Source organism: Streptomyces tauricus, assembly GCF_014650955.1.
GTDB lineage: Bacteria > Actinomycetota > Actinomycetes > Streptomycetales > Streptomycetaceae > Streptomyces > Streptomyces tauricus.
Window position 1 is genome coordinate 584,307 of record NZ_BMVY01000001.1, and the last position, 15,157, is coordinate 599,463.

Below are 15,157 nucleotides of genomic sequence, written 5' to 3' on the forward strand. Positions count from 1 at the left end.
GAGGTTCAGGACAGTTCGGTCGCGTCGAGCAGCAGGTATCCGTACCGGGCCTGCGCCTGCGGATCCCCGAAGTGCGCCGCGGAATCGGCCGGCACGATCGGCAGCTCCACCCACTCGGTGTCCGACCCGCGCGGCTCGGCCCAGCTCCACGCCCCGTGCCACGACGCCGGCTGCGGCAGCACCACACCTGCTTCCGTAGGCTCCTGCCCCTCCCGCGTCCGCCGGGCCTCCTCGGCCTTGTCGACCCGCTCGGCGGCCAGCAGCGGGCCGAGCCGGAACGACGCCCGGATCCGCCGCATGGCCTCGGACACCAGGTCGTCGGGCAGCTGGACCTTGGTCACCGGGAGGATGTCCGTGGTGGCGTGCACCGCCGCGTACGGATCCATCAGCAGCGTCAGGTGGTGCTTCACCGGCTGGTCCGGGGTGCGTGCGGGCACGGACAGGCCGTGGCCCTTGTCGATCGGAGTCAGGTAACCCCCTCCGCCCTGCGGCATGACCGCGTGGAACAGCTCGTACGAAATCTCCTGGTCGGGGCCGGTCGCCCCGGCGAAGTAGCCGATGAGGCCGTCACCGAGCCGCTTCTCGTTGCCGAGCCGCACCGGCCAGCGGTAGCCGTCGTACTCCTCCTGCGACTCGCCCAGTACCTGGTCCCAGCTGGGGTTGCTCAGCAGTGGTCCTTCGAGCTCGACGCCCAGATCGGCGCGTACCAGCGCGAGGGGGCGGCCGATGAGCCGCAGCGGGGAGCCGTCCTCCTGGGCCGCGTCGTCGAGGATGGTGTCGAGGGTCTGGTCGATGGTGTCGAGCAGACCGGTGAGGGCGGCGGCGGGTTCGTCCTTCAGGGTGCGGACGAACCGGGCCAGGTGCGGCATGGCGTCCTCGAACTCGTCGGCGTCGACGTCGGGATGGGGTGAGCCGGGGAGCGGCAGCCATACGCTGTCGTCCGCCGCGTCGATGTCCTTGACGACGCGGAGTTCGCCGAGGGCGACGCCGTCGGGTCCGTGCACGACGAGGGTCTGGTCGAGGTGGTTGAGCAGCAGCCAGCCGGCCAGGGGGTTCTCCGTGGTGGCCGCGCGGGCCATCGGCGAGAGTCGCTGTCCGTCCACGGCGCGTACGGTCTCCAGCCGGACGCGGGCGCCCTGGAGAAGGCGCGGGCCGAGCTGGACGAAGCGGGCGGTGCCGATGATGTCCTCGTCGAGGACGCTGTCAGGGGCGACGCTGTCCGCGAGGGTGAGGGATACCTGTTCGTAGTTGGTGCTGTTGACGATGTTGTAGGTGCGGCCGAAACGGTCGACGATGCGCAGGTCGTGGAAGGCGAACTGACCGGCGCGGACCGGCTGGAACGGTGTTCCGGGGTCGTCGGCGGGCGGGTCAAGCGGCCCGCCCTCCGGGACGCTCTGGATGTCGCCGACGAGCCGGGCGGTGGCCTCGGGGACGTGCACGGTGGTCCTGGCGGTGCCGTCCTGCTGGACGAGCCAGTCGTGGAAGCCGTCGAGGCGCTGGGAGAGCAGGCCGGGGTCGCCGAGTTCCTCGCGCAGGGCGAGCAGGCCTTCGGTGGGGGCGCCGGAGTAGGTGTCGAGGTAGCGGTCGATCTGCTTCTGCAGGACGTACGGCGCGCTCGGGGTGAGGAACGCCCGGTTCTTGAAGGTGAGCCAGCGCAGGTCGGCTTCGCCGCCGCCGGGCTCGGCTCCCCGGCCGGACCATTCGTACCGGCTGCCGTCGAAGGTCGAGTAGGTGGTGCCGTCGCCCTGGAAGGGCGTGGGGCAGTACTTCAGCTCGTATTCGAGGTGCATGGGCAGCCAGGGCTGCCGCCACGGCGCGGTGTGCTCGGGGACGGGTCCGGCGACGGCTGTGGGGTCCGCGAGAGCCGCTTCGAGGGCGCCGGGGACCCGGACCACCTGGTCCAGGAGGGCGAACTCGGCGAGCAGCGGGGTGCAGGCGTCGGGGAGTCCGGCCAGTCCGGGGCTGGGTGGAGTGGTGGGCCGGTCGTAGGTCTTGCCGTCGACGGTGATCCGGGTGATCAGAGCCTCGGGGAGGCGGCAGGGCAGTGGGGCGTCCCGGGTGAGGGGTTCCCTGGCTCCGGTGTCCTTGATGAGTACGACCGGGTCGGCGGGGCGGTAGTAGGACTCGCGGGCGGTTCGCTCCAGTTGGTAGCGCGGGTCGAGTCCACGCTCGGTCGCGTACTTCGCGATGTCGGTCGCGAGTTCCTCCGGGGTGCTTCCGGTGGGCAGTTGCCGCGACAGCGCGAACTGCTCGTCGAGCAGAGCCCCGGTCCGCCCGGCCAGACTCGTCGGGTCGCTCTCGTCGAGCTGGACATCGGCGTCGTCGTCGAACCCGGCGGGGTGCTCAGGGGTGAACGCGGGGACCGGCTTGTTGCGCAGCCACCAGATGTTCCACAGCCGCTGTTGAGACCGGCGGAGCCTGGGCGTGAGGTCGTCGTACTGCCGTTGGACGTCGTTGAGCCCGGCCAGCCACCCGGGTGCCGGCGGTGGGGGCGGCAGCTCGTCATCGCCTTCGACGGGGCGCGCGGACACCTTCCACACATGGCCGCCGTCGGATCCGGAGAACCAGGAGTGGTGGGTGATGGTGTCGAGGTCTTCTTCGCCGTCGGCGGTGTCGAGCGTTTCGAGGGTGCCTTGGAAGAGTGAGCGTACGAGGTCCCCGGTGCGTGCGGACCGGGTCTGCCGGCCGGCCAGCCGGCCGAGGGCCTCGGCGCTGCTGCTGCCCAGCGTGAGGATTTCGCTCAGCTCGATGTTGCTCGGTTTGTCGGACTCGTGGGTGGCGCCTTCGCGCTGCCAGTCGACTCCCAGCGCGAAGCCGCTGTAGAGAGTGCGGTCCAGGGCGTCGGCGGCGGTGCCCTCGGGGGCGTCCCAGCCGAGGGCTTCGAGGAGGTCTGCCGTCCCGGCCGCGTCCGGTGGGAGCAGGCCGGGCACCGTTGCGGCGCGGTGGAGGTAGTCAAGATCGTCGTCGCTGTACCAGCCGGCGACGAAGTAGCTCAGCGTCGCGTCGGGCGGGTGGTTGTCCAGGTCGCCTTTGAGGTCCTCAAGGGTGTCGTGGATCGAGAAGACGTCCTTGTTGTACGGCTGGTAGGCCGCGAAGCCGGGCAGCCCGGGCCCGGCCGCGGTCAGGTGCGGCTGCTGGGCGGGCGGTTCCGTCCATGGCGCCTGGGTGAGGTCGTGGCGGCGGCCCAGGAAGGTCAGTTCCAGCGGAGCACCCTCGGGCGATTCGGGGTTCGGGTGCTTGTTGGTGCCCAGGACGTCGTTGCCGTCGGCGTCCTGGACCGGACGGCTCTCCAGGTAGTCGCTCTGCACGACCCACCCGACGGCTTTGGGGCCCGAGGCCGTCGGTGTGCTGCTGTAGCGCACGACCAGCCAGCGGTTGGGGACGAAGGGGAAGGTCGTCTCCCCGGTCGTCTGGTCGTAGTGCCCGTTGGCCAGCGCCTCGGGCAACTGCCACTGGACGTAGACGCCTTCGCTGTCCGGGCCCATGGTCTCGGTGCCGACGCCGGGGGACGGCTCCGCGCCCGCGCCCTCCTCGATCATGGCGTCGAAGTTCGGTGTCCACCGGTTGAAGGTCTCGGCGGTGCGGGTCAGCCGGTTGACGACCAGGGCGTTCACCTTGACGGGGATGATCAGGTCCGTGGCGCTCACAGGGCGGTCTCCGTCCGGGCAGTGAGGGCGGTGGGGCTGAGGATTTCCTGTTCCAGCGGGGCGTTGACGAGTTCCAGGGCCAGCTGTCCGGGATCCAGGTCGGTGAGCCCGAACTCCCGGGCCAGGGCGGGTACCAGGCCGTCGGTGCCGAACATCTGGAGCACTGCGGGTCCGGTGTCCGGGTCGCCGCGCAGATGGAGGTCGAAGAGGTCGCCGGTGGCCGGGTAGTAGGTCTCCAGCGGGGTGCCGATCGGTGGGTCGGCGGCCAGGCTGCGCAGACCGAGGCGGTTCCCGGAGTCGATGCCGTAGTGGATGCCCTGTCCCGGTTCGCGGAGGACGACCTTGTCGGGAACGCCGTCCCACAGGACGAGCAGGATCCTCTTGTCCGGTGTGGCGCGGCGCAGTTCGGTGAGGACGGTGCCGTCCTCCAGGTAGGCGGTGATCTTGATGTCCGGCCAGGCGGGGATGAGTTCGGAGTGGATGAGCAGCCCGCCGGCGGCATCCTTCGCGCTGGTCGCGCGGGCGGTGGCGCGGTTGAGTTCGGGGGCGAGGCGGCTGTCGACGGAGGTGTGCACGCCGACGTCGGCGGCTCCGGCGACGAGCGCGTCGAGCCAGCTCTGGTCGAGGCGGAACATCCGGAGGGATTCCAGGGGCAGCATGCGCGGGTCGGGCACGAGGTGGTGGAACGGCACGCCCTGGAGCAGGCCGAGGCGGGCCTGCCAGGCGGCGATGGTCCCGGCGTCGCGTTCCGCGGTGGTCCGCAGCAGGGAGAGGGCGCGCTCGTCCGCGAGCACGGCCCTCGCCCGGGTACGTGTCACTCTCGGCTGCGGGGTCCTGCGGCCGGCGTCGTCCGGGAGCTGGGGCCCTTGAGGCCGGTGCTGAGCTGCTCGCGGAAGCGGGCGGAGGCGAGTTCGCGCAGCGCGCCGAGGGCGGGCGGGGCGTCGGGGTCGACCGAGGCGCGCGCCGGATCCGCGGCCAGTGCCATCAACGTCGTCGCCCGGTTGGCCAGTTCGCGGCGGGCCCGGCTGACGGTGGTGGTGTATTCGGGGTCGGCCAGGCCGATGGCGCGGCCCAGGGTCCAGGCGGCGGCGTAGCTGACGTCGAAGATGCCGTGCTCGGGCTCGTAGATGAGCGCGTGGTCGGAGGTGGTGTGCGGGCCGGGGCTGTGCTCGGTGGGCACGTCGAACGCGGTGACCGGTGTGGCCGGGCCGCGGTACCAGGCGAAGGTGCGTTCTCCGGAGAGGGTCAGCTGCGGGACGGCGGTGTAGCCGCGTTCGAGGCGGTCGCGGACGTAGTCGTCCTCGGTGTCGTCGGTGGCGGGTGCGGTCACCGGCAGGCGCAGGGCGAGCTTTTCGGGTTCCTCGGCGCCGGGGGCGACGAGGTTCTCCAGCAGCGCTCCGGGGTCGGCGGCGGGCCCTTCGCTGCTGGTGAAGCTCCAGCTGTGCAGTGAGCACAGGCGGACGGCCGTGGTGCCGTCGGGCAGGGTGCCGGACAGGCGGCCCTCGAAGCCTTCGAGGGAGACGAGGTGGACGGCGTAGTTGCCGGGGTTGTGCGGGAAGCGGCTGGCGTTGACGACCGCGTACTCCCCTTCCTTGAGGACTTCGCCGTCGGCCCGGGTCTTGCTCGCGTCGACGACCTTGCGGACGTGCGCGAGGTAGTACATCTCGTCGTCGCGCGGGGCGACCGCGTTGAAGAGGTCGGCGGGGACGTCGACGGTCCGGCACGTGCTGCGGTCCTCGTCCTCGTCGACGCCGCCAGCCGGCAGGTTCGGCCCCTTGACCCCTGCCTCGGCGGGGTTCCGCAACTCCGCGACGGTGCGCGACGCGGTGACCCCGGACGCGGCCGGGTCGTCGGGCAGTTCGTTCTCCGCGAAGACGAGCAGGGCGAGCCAGGGCGGGCGGGCCGGGGGCTGCTCGGCGCGGGTTCCGGCGAGGTTGCGTTCCCAGGGCAGGATCGACCGGCTGAGGGTGATGTGCGGCAGGGTCCTGGTGTAGGCGCCGGTGCTCTCGCGTGGCGGGTAGTAGGCGTGGACGGACGCTTCGTTGAGCACGAAGCGGACAGCCTTGATCTCGAAGGTCTCCTCGGACGGGGGCAGCTTGTCCTGGGCGTCCAGTTCGCCGCCGGAGTCGGTGAGGGTGTTCTTGACGACGACCCGGTAGTCGCCGGGGGTGGCGCGCGGGATCAGGTGGTCGAGGAAGTGGATGCGGAGATCCGGTTCAGCACTCACGGCCGGTCACCTCGTCGCGGTGGTGGTCAGGGGCGGGGTGGTCAGGCTGCGGCCGGCGAGCGCGGCGTAACCGCTGAGCGGGCTGTCGGTGTCGGCGCCGGGTCCCGCGCCGAGCCGGGTGAGCGTGCTGAGCACGGCGGTGCGGCGGCCCTTGACGGTGGGATCGGCGACGGTGTCGACGATGGTCCGTACGCTTCCGTCGTCGGCTCGTGGTTCGGGTCCGGCGGGATCGGAGACGCGCAGGGGCATGCGGCCGTCCGGGAGTCCTTCGTACGAGAGCGCCTTCGAGGTGACGGGTCCGGTGTCGGTGCCGTAGTCCGGCGCGGGCAGGGTGATGCGCAGTCCGGTGAGGCGGTTCTCGAGCAGTTGGTCGCCGTCGAGCGCATCGCCGGGTTTGGCCAGGGGTTTGCCCCACAGGCCGGGGGCGACGGTGCCGGTGACCGGCTTGACCACCCAGTAGTGGTCGGCGGGGTGGAAGGTCGTGCCGTCCTTGGTGAGGGTGACCCGGTGGGCGGAGGTGACACCGGTCTTCCGCATGGGGCGGATGTCGATGGTCCCGTCCTCGGACTGCTTGATCAGCCGTTCGTTGAGGTAGAGGTGCGAGGCGGGGATGCCGGCCTCGGTGGTGAAGGTGAAGCCGGCCGACGAGACGAGGATCGGTTCCTTGGCGGCCGCGCGCCGGGCGATCTCGCCCTGGTCGGCGTCGGCGAGCAGGCCTTCGTTGGCTACGACCCGGACGGGTGCGGGGATCTGGGTGCGGAACTCGGGCCAGTCCACGGCGGGGGTGCTGTCGCGGGAGGAGCCGAAGCCGAAGCTGAAGGAGATGAACCAGAGTTTGACGGTGGCCCGGCCCCCGAAGGGCGGCAGCCACAGGTGCAGGTCGATGCCGACCTCGACGGAGATGCGGACCCGGACGAACCAGACCTTGATGGTGGCCGCGACGCCGATGCTGATGCCGAGCCGGACGTCGAGGTAGAAGGGTTTCCACTGGACCAGCACGTCCAGGTGGGCGGTGAACCAGGCGGAGAAGATGCCCTTGTCGTAGACGGCGGCCAGGCGCCCCCCGAACATGAACGCGGCGGGGGTGATCGCGGCATAGGCCTCGGCCCGTACGGTGATGTCGCTCGCCGGGGACCACACGAACCCGAGCCGCTTGGGCCGGGGGTAGTGCGCGGGGACGTTGTAGGCGGGGTGGTAGCCGCCGAGGCTGATGGCGAAGTCCCCGGCGCGGTATCCGCCGGTCCAGACATAGACGGCCAGACCGCCGGTGAGTTCGATCGACGGGTCGAGCACATAGCTGCCGGGCAGCAGGGCCACGTCCATGGACAGGCAGTGCTCGGCGGAGCTGAAGCCGAGGCTCAGGCCGATGTTCACCCTGGCGATGGCGCGGGCGGTCGGAACGAGGGTGCGCGGCAGGCTGACGGAGGTACGGCCGAGCAGCATGGCCTTGACGGAGTCGCCGAGTTCGATGACGGCGAGGGCCTTGGTCTCGATGAAGCCGAAGCTGGTGAACTTCACTCCGGCGGCGATCCAGTACTGGCCCTCGGTGGGGCGGATCCAGCCGGTGGGTCCGGTGAGGGCCTTGAGCGCGTCCTCGGGGGTGTACGGCGTCGGGGCGGGCATGCCGGGCAGCGCCTGGGCCGCGTCCAGCCGTGCCACCAGCGGGAATTCGGCGAGCTCGGCACCGCTGGGGACCTTCTTGAAGGAGCTGTTGATCCCGAATCCGGCGGAGAAGCCGGTGACGGTGAAGGGTGGCGGGCCGAAGACCGAGGCACCGCCGAGGAGGGAGACCTCACCGTAGATGAAGACCGAGTGCCAGCCTTCGACGCTGCGTGCCCACACGGCCTGCGCGCCCAGTTCGACCGCCATCGCCTGGACCAGGATCAGTCCGGCGAGTTCGAAGTCGAGGGTGGGGTCGTCGGGTGTCTTGTTGAGCAGGCCGCCCTTGAGGCCGATGAGCCCGTCGGCGGCGGTGGCCTCGATATTCATGCCGTGCAGGAAGGGCAGCAGCGGGAAGCCGCCGCCCATGCCGACGTAGAAGCCGAGTCCGGCGACCTGCCAGGTGAGGGAACCGATCGTGACCTGGCCCTGGAGCTCGATCAGCAAGCCCTTTTTGAAGTCGTGACGGAACACGATCGCGGACAGGTAGACAGGCCCGAACTGCTTGCCGATCACGAACTCGTATTCGAGCTTCGGCTTGTCCGGGCCCTGCGGATCCGGTCCGAACTTCGGCGGCACGGTGATCACCACTGCCGGGGTCGGTTGGCCCATGACGGCGAGGTGGACCGCCGCACTCACGTTCTTGCCCAGTGGGACCCCTGCCGCCTCGTTCGCCACCGGCAACTGCTGGAGCGGTCCGAGGTCGTACTCCGTGACGACCCGGTTGATCTTGATGACGTCTTCGGCGCCGAGGTTCTCGGAGACGTACATGACCTGGAGTGCGGGCAGGGACAGCAGCCCGTCGCCGATCATGGGGCCGATCACCGGCAGCCCCGAGCCGTCCCAGTCCGTGCGGACCCGGACCATGGCGACGGTGGTGGCCTTGGGTTTGCCGTCCTGGCCGGTGCGGCCGAGCACCGTGGTCCGCAGCACCAGCACTTCCACCGGGTTCGCGCCGGTGTCGTGGTCCACCGGAGCCTCGGCGGTGACCATCAGGTTGTCCGTCTTGCCCATCGGATGCTGGTGCAGCTGGACCCGCTCCAGCCAGTCGACCAGCGGGCCGGGCAGTTCGACGTCGTACTCGCCGAGGGCTTCGAGCAGTGGGGTGATCAACAGGGGTGGTCCGTCGAGGGGCTGGGCCGTGCCGATGGAGTCCCTGCGCAGTTCGGCGCGGAACTCCAGCGGGTCGGCGACCGCGCCGCCGAGCTGGAAGCCCACCCATGGCCCGGTGCCGGGGCACCGTCCGGCCTCGGCCGCGGCCTGCCCGGCAGCCAGCAGGACCCGCAGCGAACGGCCGCCGGACAGCGCGGACAGGTCGACGCGGGCCACGGCGGTCTGCAGCAGCCAGGTCGCCGGGCTCGCCTCGAAGAGCAGCGCGTCGACCGCCGTGCCGGTGGCGAAGAACCGGGCGCTGGCCGGCATCTCCTCACCGGCGAAGCTGACCTTGCCGGTCACCGTCAGCGTGGCCCTGTCGGCCGTCGCCTGAGTGAGGGTCAGGACACCGCCGGGCAGATGCTCCAGGGACTCGGACTCGCCGCTCATCCCGAGCCGCCCGGTGTCGAGTTCGAACGTTCCGGCCCCGTCCGCCGGGAACAGTGCAACCAGGTCGTCGACCGTCAGTGCCATGGGTGACCCCCGTCTGTGGACACGGTTGGGTGGGGTGCCTGTTGCGCGCCGGCTCCGTCGGGCCCCCACATATCGATGCCGGGGGAGTAATGCACCGCGATGTCGCCCAGCCATCGCTGCCACCGGCCTGCATCACCGGAGCTGAAGCTGTCTGCCGACAGGCCTCTCCCGCGCCGTGTTGTCGCCCTGTGGGACCGAGGTCCCTCCGTCACGTCCATGAGCTCTCCCCTCCAAGCGGCGGCCCGCGCGGCTCCTCTGCGCCGACCGAGCCGAGGCCCGTCGTCGGTCACGCCGCCTCCGCCCGGGGGTGAGGAGACGACAGGACGCGACCATCCGATAGCAACGCAGCACACTCGGACGATTACTGAGTGTGATTCCTGAATGGGTCTGCGGCATACCCCAAAGCGCAAATCCGGGGGCACATTCACCGGAACGTGGCTTTCCACACCCCGAGGCGCCAAGCCGGACCGCCGCACGGGACGCCGCGCCGACCGCGGCCCTGAACTGGCTGAGTTCGAAGGCGACCGGCGACTCGTGAGCGGGGTGTGCTTCGTGGCGGGCGGAAACGCGTTACGGGGCGCGGCGCCGCTCACGCGGGCGGCACCGACCGGTGACGGGCGTCAGGGGGTGATGGTGTGGACCGCGCTGACGCGTAGGAATTCCAGGCGTTCGGCGTCGGGGCTGTCTGCTGCGGCGGTGTACAGGGTGATCTTCAGGTCGGAGCAGGGAACGGTCAGGACGTCGCAGTCCAGGGCGAGTTCACCGGCGAGCCGGTGGTGCATCACCTTGCGGGAGGTGACGTGCCGCCCTGCCGCTCCTGAGTTCCACAGATCACGAAAGCGCGGGCTGGCGTCGCTGACTTCGGCGACGAGGGAGCGCAGGTTTGCATCTTCCGGATAGGCGGTCACGGCCTGGCGCAGGTCGGCGACGAGGGCGCGCTCGTTGTTCCCGTCGATCTTTGGAATGGCTGTCGGATGTTCCGTGCCATTGGAAGTGTTCGAGTCCGTGGCCGCCAGTGTTGTCGAGGTGCGGTCGGCACGGACAGCCGTGATCGTGGTGAGGGAGTCCCCTGCTCCTTGCGGCCCTGGCTGATGAGGGCGGGGGTACGCGGGCGGTTGGGCCCCATCACGGGATACGGGTTTGATTTTTATGGACAAGCAGCAGCTCATCGACAGGACCGCGGGCCAGACGGACGCCGCAGGCGACGGCGAGCGGCTTGCGCCGCAGGATGTCGAGCGCGTACTGGACGCGCTGTTCGGGACGGTGGAACACCCCGGAGTGATCGCCGAGGCCGTCAGGTCGGGAGAGACGGTCGTCCTGGGCAGCTTCGGCGACTTCCACGGCGCCGACAGCACGGCCGCCTTCCGGCCCGGCAAGGCCCTGGCCGCCTATCTCCAGGACGGTACGGGGTGAGCTCGGCAACCGGCGCCGGCCGCTCACCGGTCGCATACGTCGCTGTGCGGCCGCGCCCATGGCTACGCTGAGTCTGCGGGCCACCGGCCCCGCCCCGGTCGGCACGGTGTGGCGGCGCTACGTGGAATTTCAGCAGTGGCCCGGTTGGTCGCCGCAGATCAGGGCGGTGCGCACGGATACGGCGTGCATCGCGCCCGGGGTCCGCGGGAGCGTCGAGTCCGTGCTCGGGCTCAGCGTCGCCTTCGTGGTTGAGGGCGTCGACCACGAACGGTGCAGCTGGAGCTGGCGGGTACGCCTGGGGCCGGTACGGGTGCGTCTCCGGCACGACGTGCACGTACGCCGTACCGGCGCCGCGGCCGGGACGGGCGCCGAGACCCGGCTCGTGATGCGGGGACCACTGCTCGCCCTGGTCGCCTACGCTCCGCTGGCATACCTTGCCCTGCGCCGGCTCGTCCGTAGCTGAGCGGCGGCCCGTGCGGGAGTGCGGCAGTGACGCCGGCGGTTGACGTCAGCCACAGCGCTGAAAGCTGCTAGACCCATCCCTCGTCGAGGTAGATCGTCCAGGTGTCTCCCACTGCCCGGCGAAGTACAGCCAAGGCCGCCACGTCGGCTACGGCTGCCGGCGCGTCGGACAGCCGCAGAGGGGAGTCCGGGACGTCGCGCCGAGTGTAGGTCGGCAACTCGCCGTTACAGCTGAAGGCGTGGAGCGGCTGGGGGGCGTCGTTGAACCACGAAGGGCGGTTCTCCTCCGCCCACGCCGCTGCGGCATCGACGCGATCCACCTGCGCCAGCACCTGCTCAGGAGCGGGCCCGCCGCTGAACTGCACGAGGAAGCCCTCGGCGTCGACCGCCCACCAGTCCCACATGAACCCAGGTCGAGGGTGTCGCAAGATCGTCCTCCGCTCCCGTTACGCCGACTGTGGTTGGTGACTGTCGAGCAGTTTGCTGAGCAGATGGCTCAGTTGCTGTCGTTCCTCTGGGGTGAGGCCGGCGAGGAGTGTGTCCTGTACGGCGTCGGTGTGCCGTTGTAGTTCTTCGAGGTGCGCTTCGCCGACGGGGGTGAGGCGGATCAGGTTGCGGCGCCGGTCCGTGGGATCGGTCTGCCGGTCGACCTGACGGTGGCTTTCCAGGCGGTTGAGGACCCCGTTGACGTCGTTGCGGTCCAGGCCCAGACGGCGGCCGATCTCGGCTTGGCTGAGCGCCCCGTACTCCTCCAGCGCCGCCAGGACGGCGAAATCGGTGCGGGCGCCCAACTGCATGCGTTGGGCGGTCAGCCGGGCGCTGAGCGTCGACACCTTGTTGACCTGCCAACTGGCAAGCGCGCGTAGCCGACCGGGGGGCTGCAAGGGGTGCTCCATGTCCGACATCCTCTGATCCTAGCCGTTGGACACCCCAACAGTTCTGGCTTATGTTGGGGCAGCCAACGTTGGGTGCGCCAACGTGTATGTCATGGTGCTCCGCACCCACTCCCTGCCCGTAAAGGAAAGTGCCGCCCATGATCCTCATAACGACACCCGGCAAGGTGGGCTCCGAAGCGGCGCGTCTGCTCGCGGAGCGAGGCGAGGCCGTCCGGGTCCTTGCACGCGACCCGGCCAAGGCGGACGGGCTGAGGCAGGCCGGAGTGGATGTGGTCGAAGGTGATCTCAACGCCCCGGCGTCCATCGACGCGGCCATGCGGGACGTGAAAAGCGTGGTGCTTGTCAGCCCTGCTGTGCCGGTGCAGGAGCTGAACGTGATCGACAGCGCCGCTCGCGCGAACGTCGCCCACGTCGTGAAGATCACCAGCAGGGCATCGGCGGACTCACCGATCGCCCGGCAGCGCGGACAGGTCGAAATCGAGACCGGTCTGATCGCCTCAGGGCTGGGGTACACCCTCTTGCGCAGCAACTTCTATATGCAGAACCTCCTCATGCTGGCATCCGGCATTTCACGGACCGGCCGCTTCGGGTCTTCCGCCGGTGCCGGGCAGGTCGGTTTCATCGATGCCCGTGACGTCGCGGCGGTGGCCGCGGAGATCGCCTCCTCTCCCGAGCGGCACACCGGCAGCACGTATCTGCTCACCGGGCCCGAGCTGCTTTCCTACGCCGATGTGGCGGCGACGCTGACAGCTGTGCTCGGTCGCCCCATCGCCTTCGACGAACGCACAGTCGAAGAGGACAAGCAGGCGATGACGAACGTCGGTGTGCCGGAGCCGGTGGCCGCGATGAACGCCCACGCGGTCAGCCTGATCGCCGAGGGCGAGGCGGCCTGGCTGTCCGATGACGTGCCGGCGATCCTTCGCAGGCAGGCCCGCACTTTCCAGCAGTTCATCACCGATCACCTGGCCGCGTTCTCCTGAGGCGCAGTCGGTTCGGATGCTCACCGGGGCGCGTTGTGCGCGGCGGCGATCCGCTGACCGGGGCCGCGCTGCTGGTGGCCTGCTCGTGATGTGATCGTCGCCACAGAGACGACGAGTGCCGAGCGGACAGGGCTGGTTGTGGAACTTTCCCTGCGTGACCGGATACGCGCCGGCGATCCGGAAGCCTTCGCCGAACTGTTCAGCGCGCATGCCCGGGCCGTCTACGGCCATGCCGCCCGCCTGTCGGCAGACCGGCACACCGCGGAGGACGTGGTGTCCCTGACCTTCCTGGAAGCCTGGCGGCTCAGAGAGAAACTCAGACCCGAGGCCGCGCCTTTGGACGAGGACGCCGACGTTCCCGAAGGCGACGGACTGCGCCCCTGGTTGTACGGCATCGCCACCAACGTCCTGCGCAACACGCGCCGCGCCGCCCGCCGGCACAGCGCCGCGCTCGCCCGGCTGCCAGGCCGCCCGGTGGACCGTGACACCCTGCCCGACTTCGCCGACGACGTCGTCGGGCGCATGGAGAGGGCCGAGCGGCTCGCTGCCGCGCACACCGCGCTCGGCCGGCTGCGCAGGACCGAGCGTGAAGTGTTCGCGCTGTGCGTCTGGTCGGGACTGAGCTACGCGGCGGCGGGCGAGGCCCTCGGCGTACCCGCGAGCACCGTACGGTCGCGGCTCGCCCGGGCGAGGCAGCGCCTACGGACCCTGTCGGAGGCTGAGTTGGCCCGGCCCGGGCGCGCCGGGCCCCCGGCCGCCTACCCCGGGGAGCCACGTGCCGCCGTGCTACCCGATGGCCCAACTACGCAAGAAAAACCGGGACTCGGCCAGCGCACCGGACAGGTACCGGGTGGCCGTCCCGAAACGGCCCGGTCGACTCAGGAGAAGCACCGATGAACCCCGAAGAGCGCGAGGAACTGGCCGAACTGCTGCCGAGCCCGGGTGAGCCGGTCCTGACGAACGACCGCCACGACCTGCTGAAGGACCATCTGATGAGAGAACTCACCGAGCGCGCCCCGCAACTCCCGGACATCGCGACGGCACCCGGCCGGCGGGCGAGCGCCCCGCGCCGCCGGTTCGTTGCCATCGCCGTCCCCCTCGTCACGGCGACGGCGGTCATCGCCGCCGTCCTTGCCGACGGCAGCGGATCCAAGAACGCCACGACCGACGCGGATGCGGTCGACCTCCTCCATCGCATCGCCGCGGTCGCCGCCGCGAAGGAGTCCGTGCCCGTCAGGGACGACCAGTACGTCTATGTCCGTACGCAGGGCACCATGAAGTTCTCTGACAAGGACATCCGGGTCCTGCGCGAAGCGAGTTGGACCGCCGTCGACGGCAAGCGCGCGGGACTGCGCCGAATCACGGTGCTGGAGGGTCCGCCGTTCCGAGCCGGCGACCCGTTCTCCTCGTACTCCAAGGGCACGCACGACATGACGCTGAACCCGGACCCGAACGTCACCACGTTCCGTGAGCTACAGGAGCTGCCCACCGACCCCGATGCGCTGCTGCAGAGGATCTACGCCGACACGAAGGGGGAGGGGCCTACCAGGGAGAGCGCGGCGCTGGAGAAGATCGGCGGCATGCTGCCCGACGCCATGCTTCTGCCCGAACTGGACGCCGCGCTCTACCGCGCGGCGGCGAAGATCCCGGGCGTCTCGGTCGTCGCCGACGCCAAGGACTACACCGGCCGCACCGGCATCGGCCTGAGTTTCAAGGAGCGTGACGGCCGCACGGTCTGGGTGTTCAACAAGAAGTCCCTCGACTTCATGGGCTCGGCGGACGAGGCGCTGCTGGACGTCGACGTCGTGGACGAGACAGGCGAGGCGCCGGCCGCATGACTCGCAGTTCCCGGAGAGCTGTTCCGTCGCGGGACTGAAGCAGCCCGGACAACGTACAAACCCCAGGCCGCCGGCCTGGGGTTTGTACGGCGCGGCTGGCGACATGCGCGCTGGGCGAGGGGTTCACGGCGGCCTGCTCACCGGCGACGCCGGGCGCAATGCCATCCTGCGCCGTCCTGCGCGGCGATCCGATCGAACCGCGCCGCACGGCAACGGCGGCCATGCCGAGACCGATCTCCACGAGACCGATCTCCACGAGACCGATCTCCACGAGACCGATCTCTACGAGTCGGTCTCCGTGGGGCGATTTCCGCGAGGCCGAACGGATCCTGGTGCGTGATCGGGCGGGGCAACTCGCTTACCGGCGTACACGACGATCGCTCTCGGGGCGCGTTCTTTGGGCCGTAGT

General features: G+C 70.3%; 12 protein-coding genes. 5 read left to right on the top strand and 7 right to left on the bottom strand.

From position 1 onward, the window contains the following. Positions 1-5: 5 nt before the first annotated feature. From IE278_RS02370 to IE278_RS42870, 5 genes are all read right to left on the bottom strand, one after another. Positions 6-3,647, bottom strand: a complete 3,642-nt coding sequence (locus IE278_RS02370; RefSeq protein ID WP_189768160.1) for a hypothetical protein — start codon at positions 3,645-3,647, stop codon at positions 6-8. Then, positions 3,644-4,465, bottom strand: coding sequence for a hypothetical protein (locus IE278_RS02375; protein ID WP_189768162.1), 822 nt, complete (start codon positions 4,463-4,465; stop codon positions 3,644-3,646). The genes IE278_RS02370 and IE278_RS02375 overlap by 4 nt, the downstream gene beginning before the upstream one ends. Beyond that, positions 4,462-5,874: a hypothetical protein gene (locus tag IE278_RS02380; RefSeq protein ID WP_189768164.1), complete on the bottom strand. Its 1,413-nt coding sequence runs from the start codon at positions 5,872-5,874 to the stop codon at positions 4,462-4,464. Before IE278_RS02380 ends, IE278_RS02375 begins: the two co-directional genes overlap by 4 nt. 6 nt (positions 5,875-5,880) lie before the next feature. Continuing rightward, positions 5,881-9,159, bottom strand: coding sequence for a DUF6603 domain-containing protein (locus tag IE278_RS02385; protein ID WP_189768166.1), 3,279 nt, complete (start codon positions 9,157-9,159; stop codon positions 5,881-5,883). Positions 9,160-9,779: 620 nt separating this feature from the next. Beyond that, positions 9,780-10,328, bottom strand: coding sequence for an MmyB family transcriptional regulator (locus IE278_RS42870; protein WP_281403094.1), 549 nt, complete (start codon positions 10,326-10,328; stop codon positions 9,780-9,782). Between IE278_RS42870 and IE278_RS02395 the strand changes: the two genes are divergently transcribed. Both IE278_RS02395 and IE278_RS02400 read left to right on the top strand, forming a co-directional pair. Beyond that, entirely contained in the window at positions 10,309-10,572 is a 264-nt protein-coding gene (locus IE278_RS02395; protein ID WP_189768171.1) for an HU family DNA-binding protein, read from the top strand. The genes IE278_RS42870 and IE278_RS02395 overlap by 20 nt on opposite strands. Before the next feature lie 58 nt (positions 10,573-10,630). Beyond that, positions 10,631-11,035, top strand: coding sequence for an SRPBCC family protein (locus IE278_RS02400; protein ID WP_189768173.1), 405 nt, complete (start codon positions 10,631-10,633; stop codon positions 11,033-11,035). A gap of 67 nt (positions 11,036-11,102) precedes the next feature. Here IE278_RS02400 and IE278_RS02405 read toward each other — a convergent pair whose 3' ends face one another. Both IE278_RS02405 and IE278_RS02410 read right to left on the bottom strand, forming a co-directional pair. Next, the gene (locus IE278_RS02405) at positions 11,103-11,438 is read right to left on the bottom strand and encodes a hypothetical protein (RefSeq protein ID WP_189768175.1); all 336 of its coding nucleotides are present in this window, start codon (positions 11,436-11,438) and stop codon (positions 11,103-11,105) included. A gap of 42 nt (positions 11,439-11,480) precedes the next feature. Next, positions 11,481-11,939, bottom strand: a complete 459-nt coding sequence (locus IE278_RS02410; RefSeq protein WP_189768177.1) for a MarR family winged helix-turn-helix transcriptional regulator — start codon at positions 11,937-11,939, stop codon at positions 11,481-11,483. A 128-nt stretch (positions 11,940-12,067) separates the two neighbouring features. Here IE278_RS02410 and IE278_RS02415 point away from each other — a divergent pair, with 128 nt between their 5' ends. The 3 genes from IE278_RS02415 to IE278_RS02425 all read left to right on the top strand — a co-directional run bounded on the left by IE278_RS02415 (position 12,068) and on the right by IE278_RS02425 (position 14,748). Then, positions 12,068-12,910, top strand: a complete 843-nt coding sequence (locus IE278_RS02415) for an NmrA family NAD(P)-binding protein (protein ID WP_189768179.1) — start codon at positions 12,068-12,070, stop codon at positions 12,908-12,910. 138 nt (positions 12,911-13,048) lie between these two features. Then, a complete protein-coding gene (locus IE278_RS02420; protein WP_189768181.1) occupies positions 13,049-13,807 on the top strand; it encodes an RNA polymerase sigma factor in 759 nt (252 codons plus the stop codon). After that, positions 13,804-14,748 carry a CU044_5270 family protein gene (locus IE278_RS02425; RefSeq protein ID WP_189768182.1) on the top strand — a complete coding sequence of 315 codons (945 nt, stop codon included), beginning with the start codon at positions 13,804-13,806 and terminating at the stop codon, positions 14,746-14,748. The genes IE278_RS02420 and IE278_RS02425 overlap by 4 nt, the downstream gene beginning before the upstream one ends. The last annotated feature ends 409 nt before the right edge of the window (positions 14,749-15,157 follow it).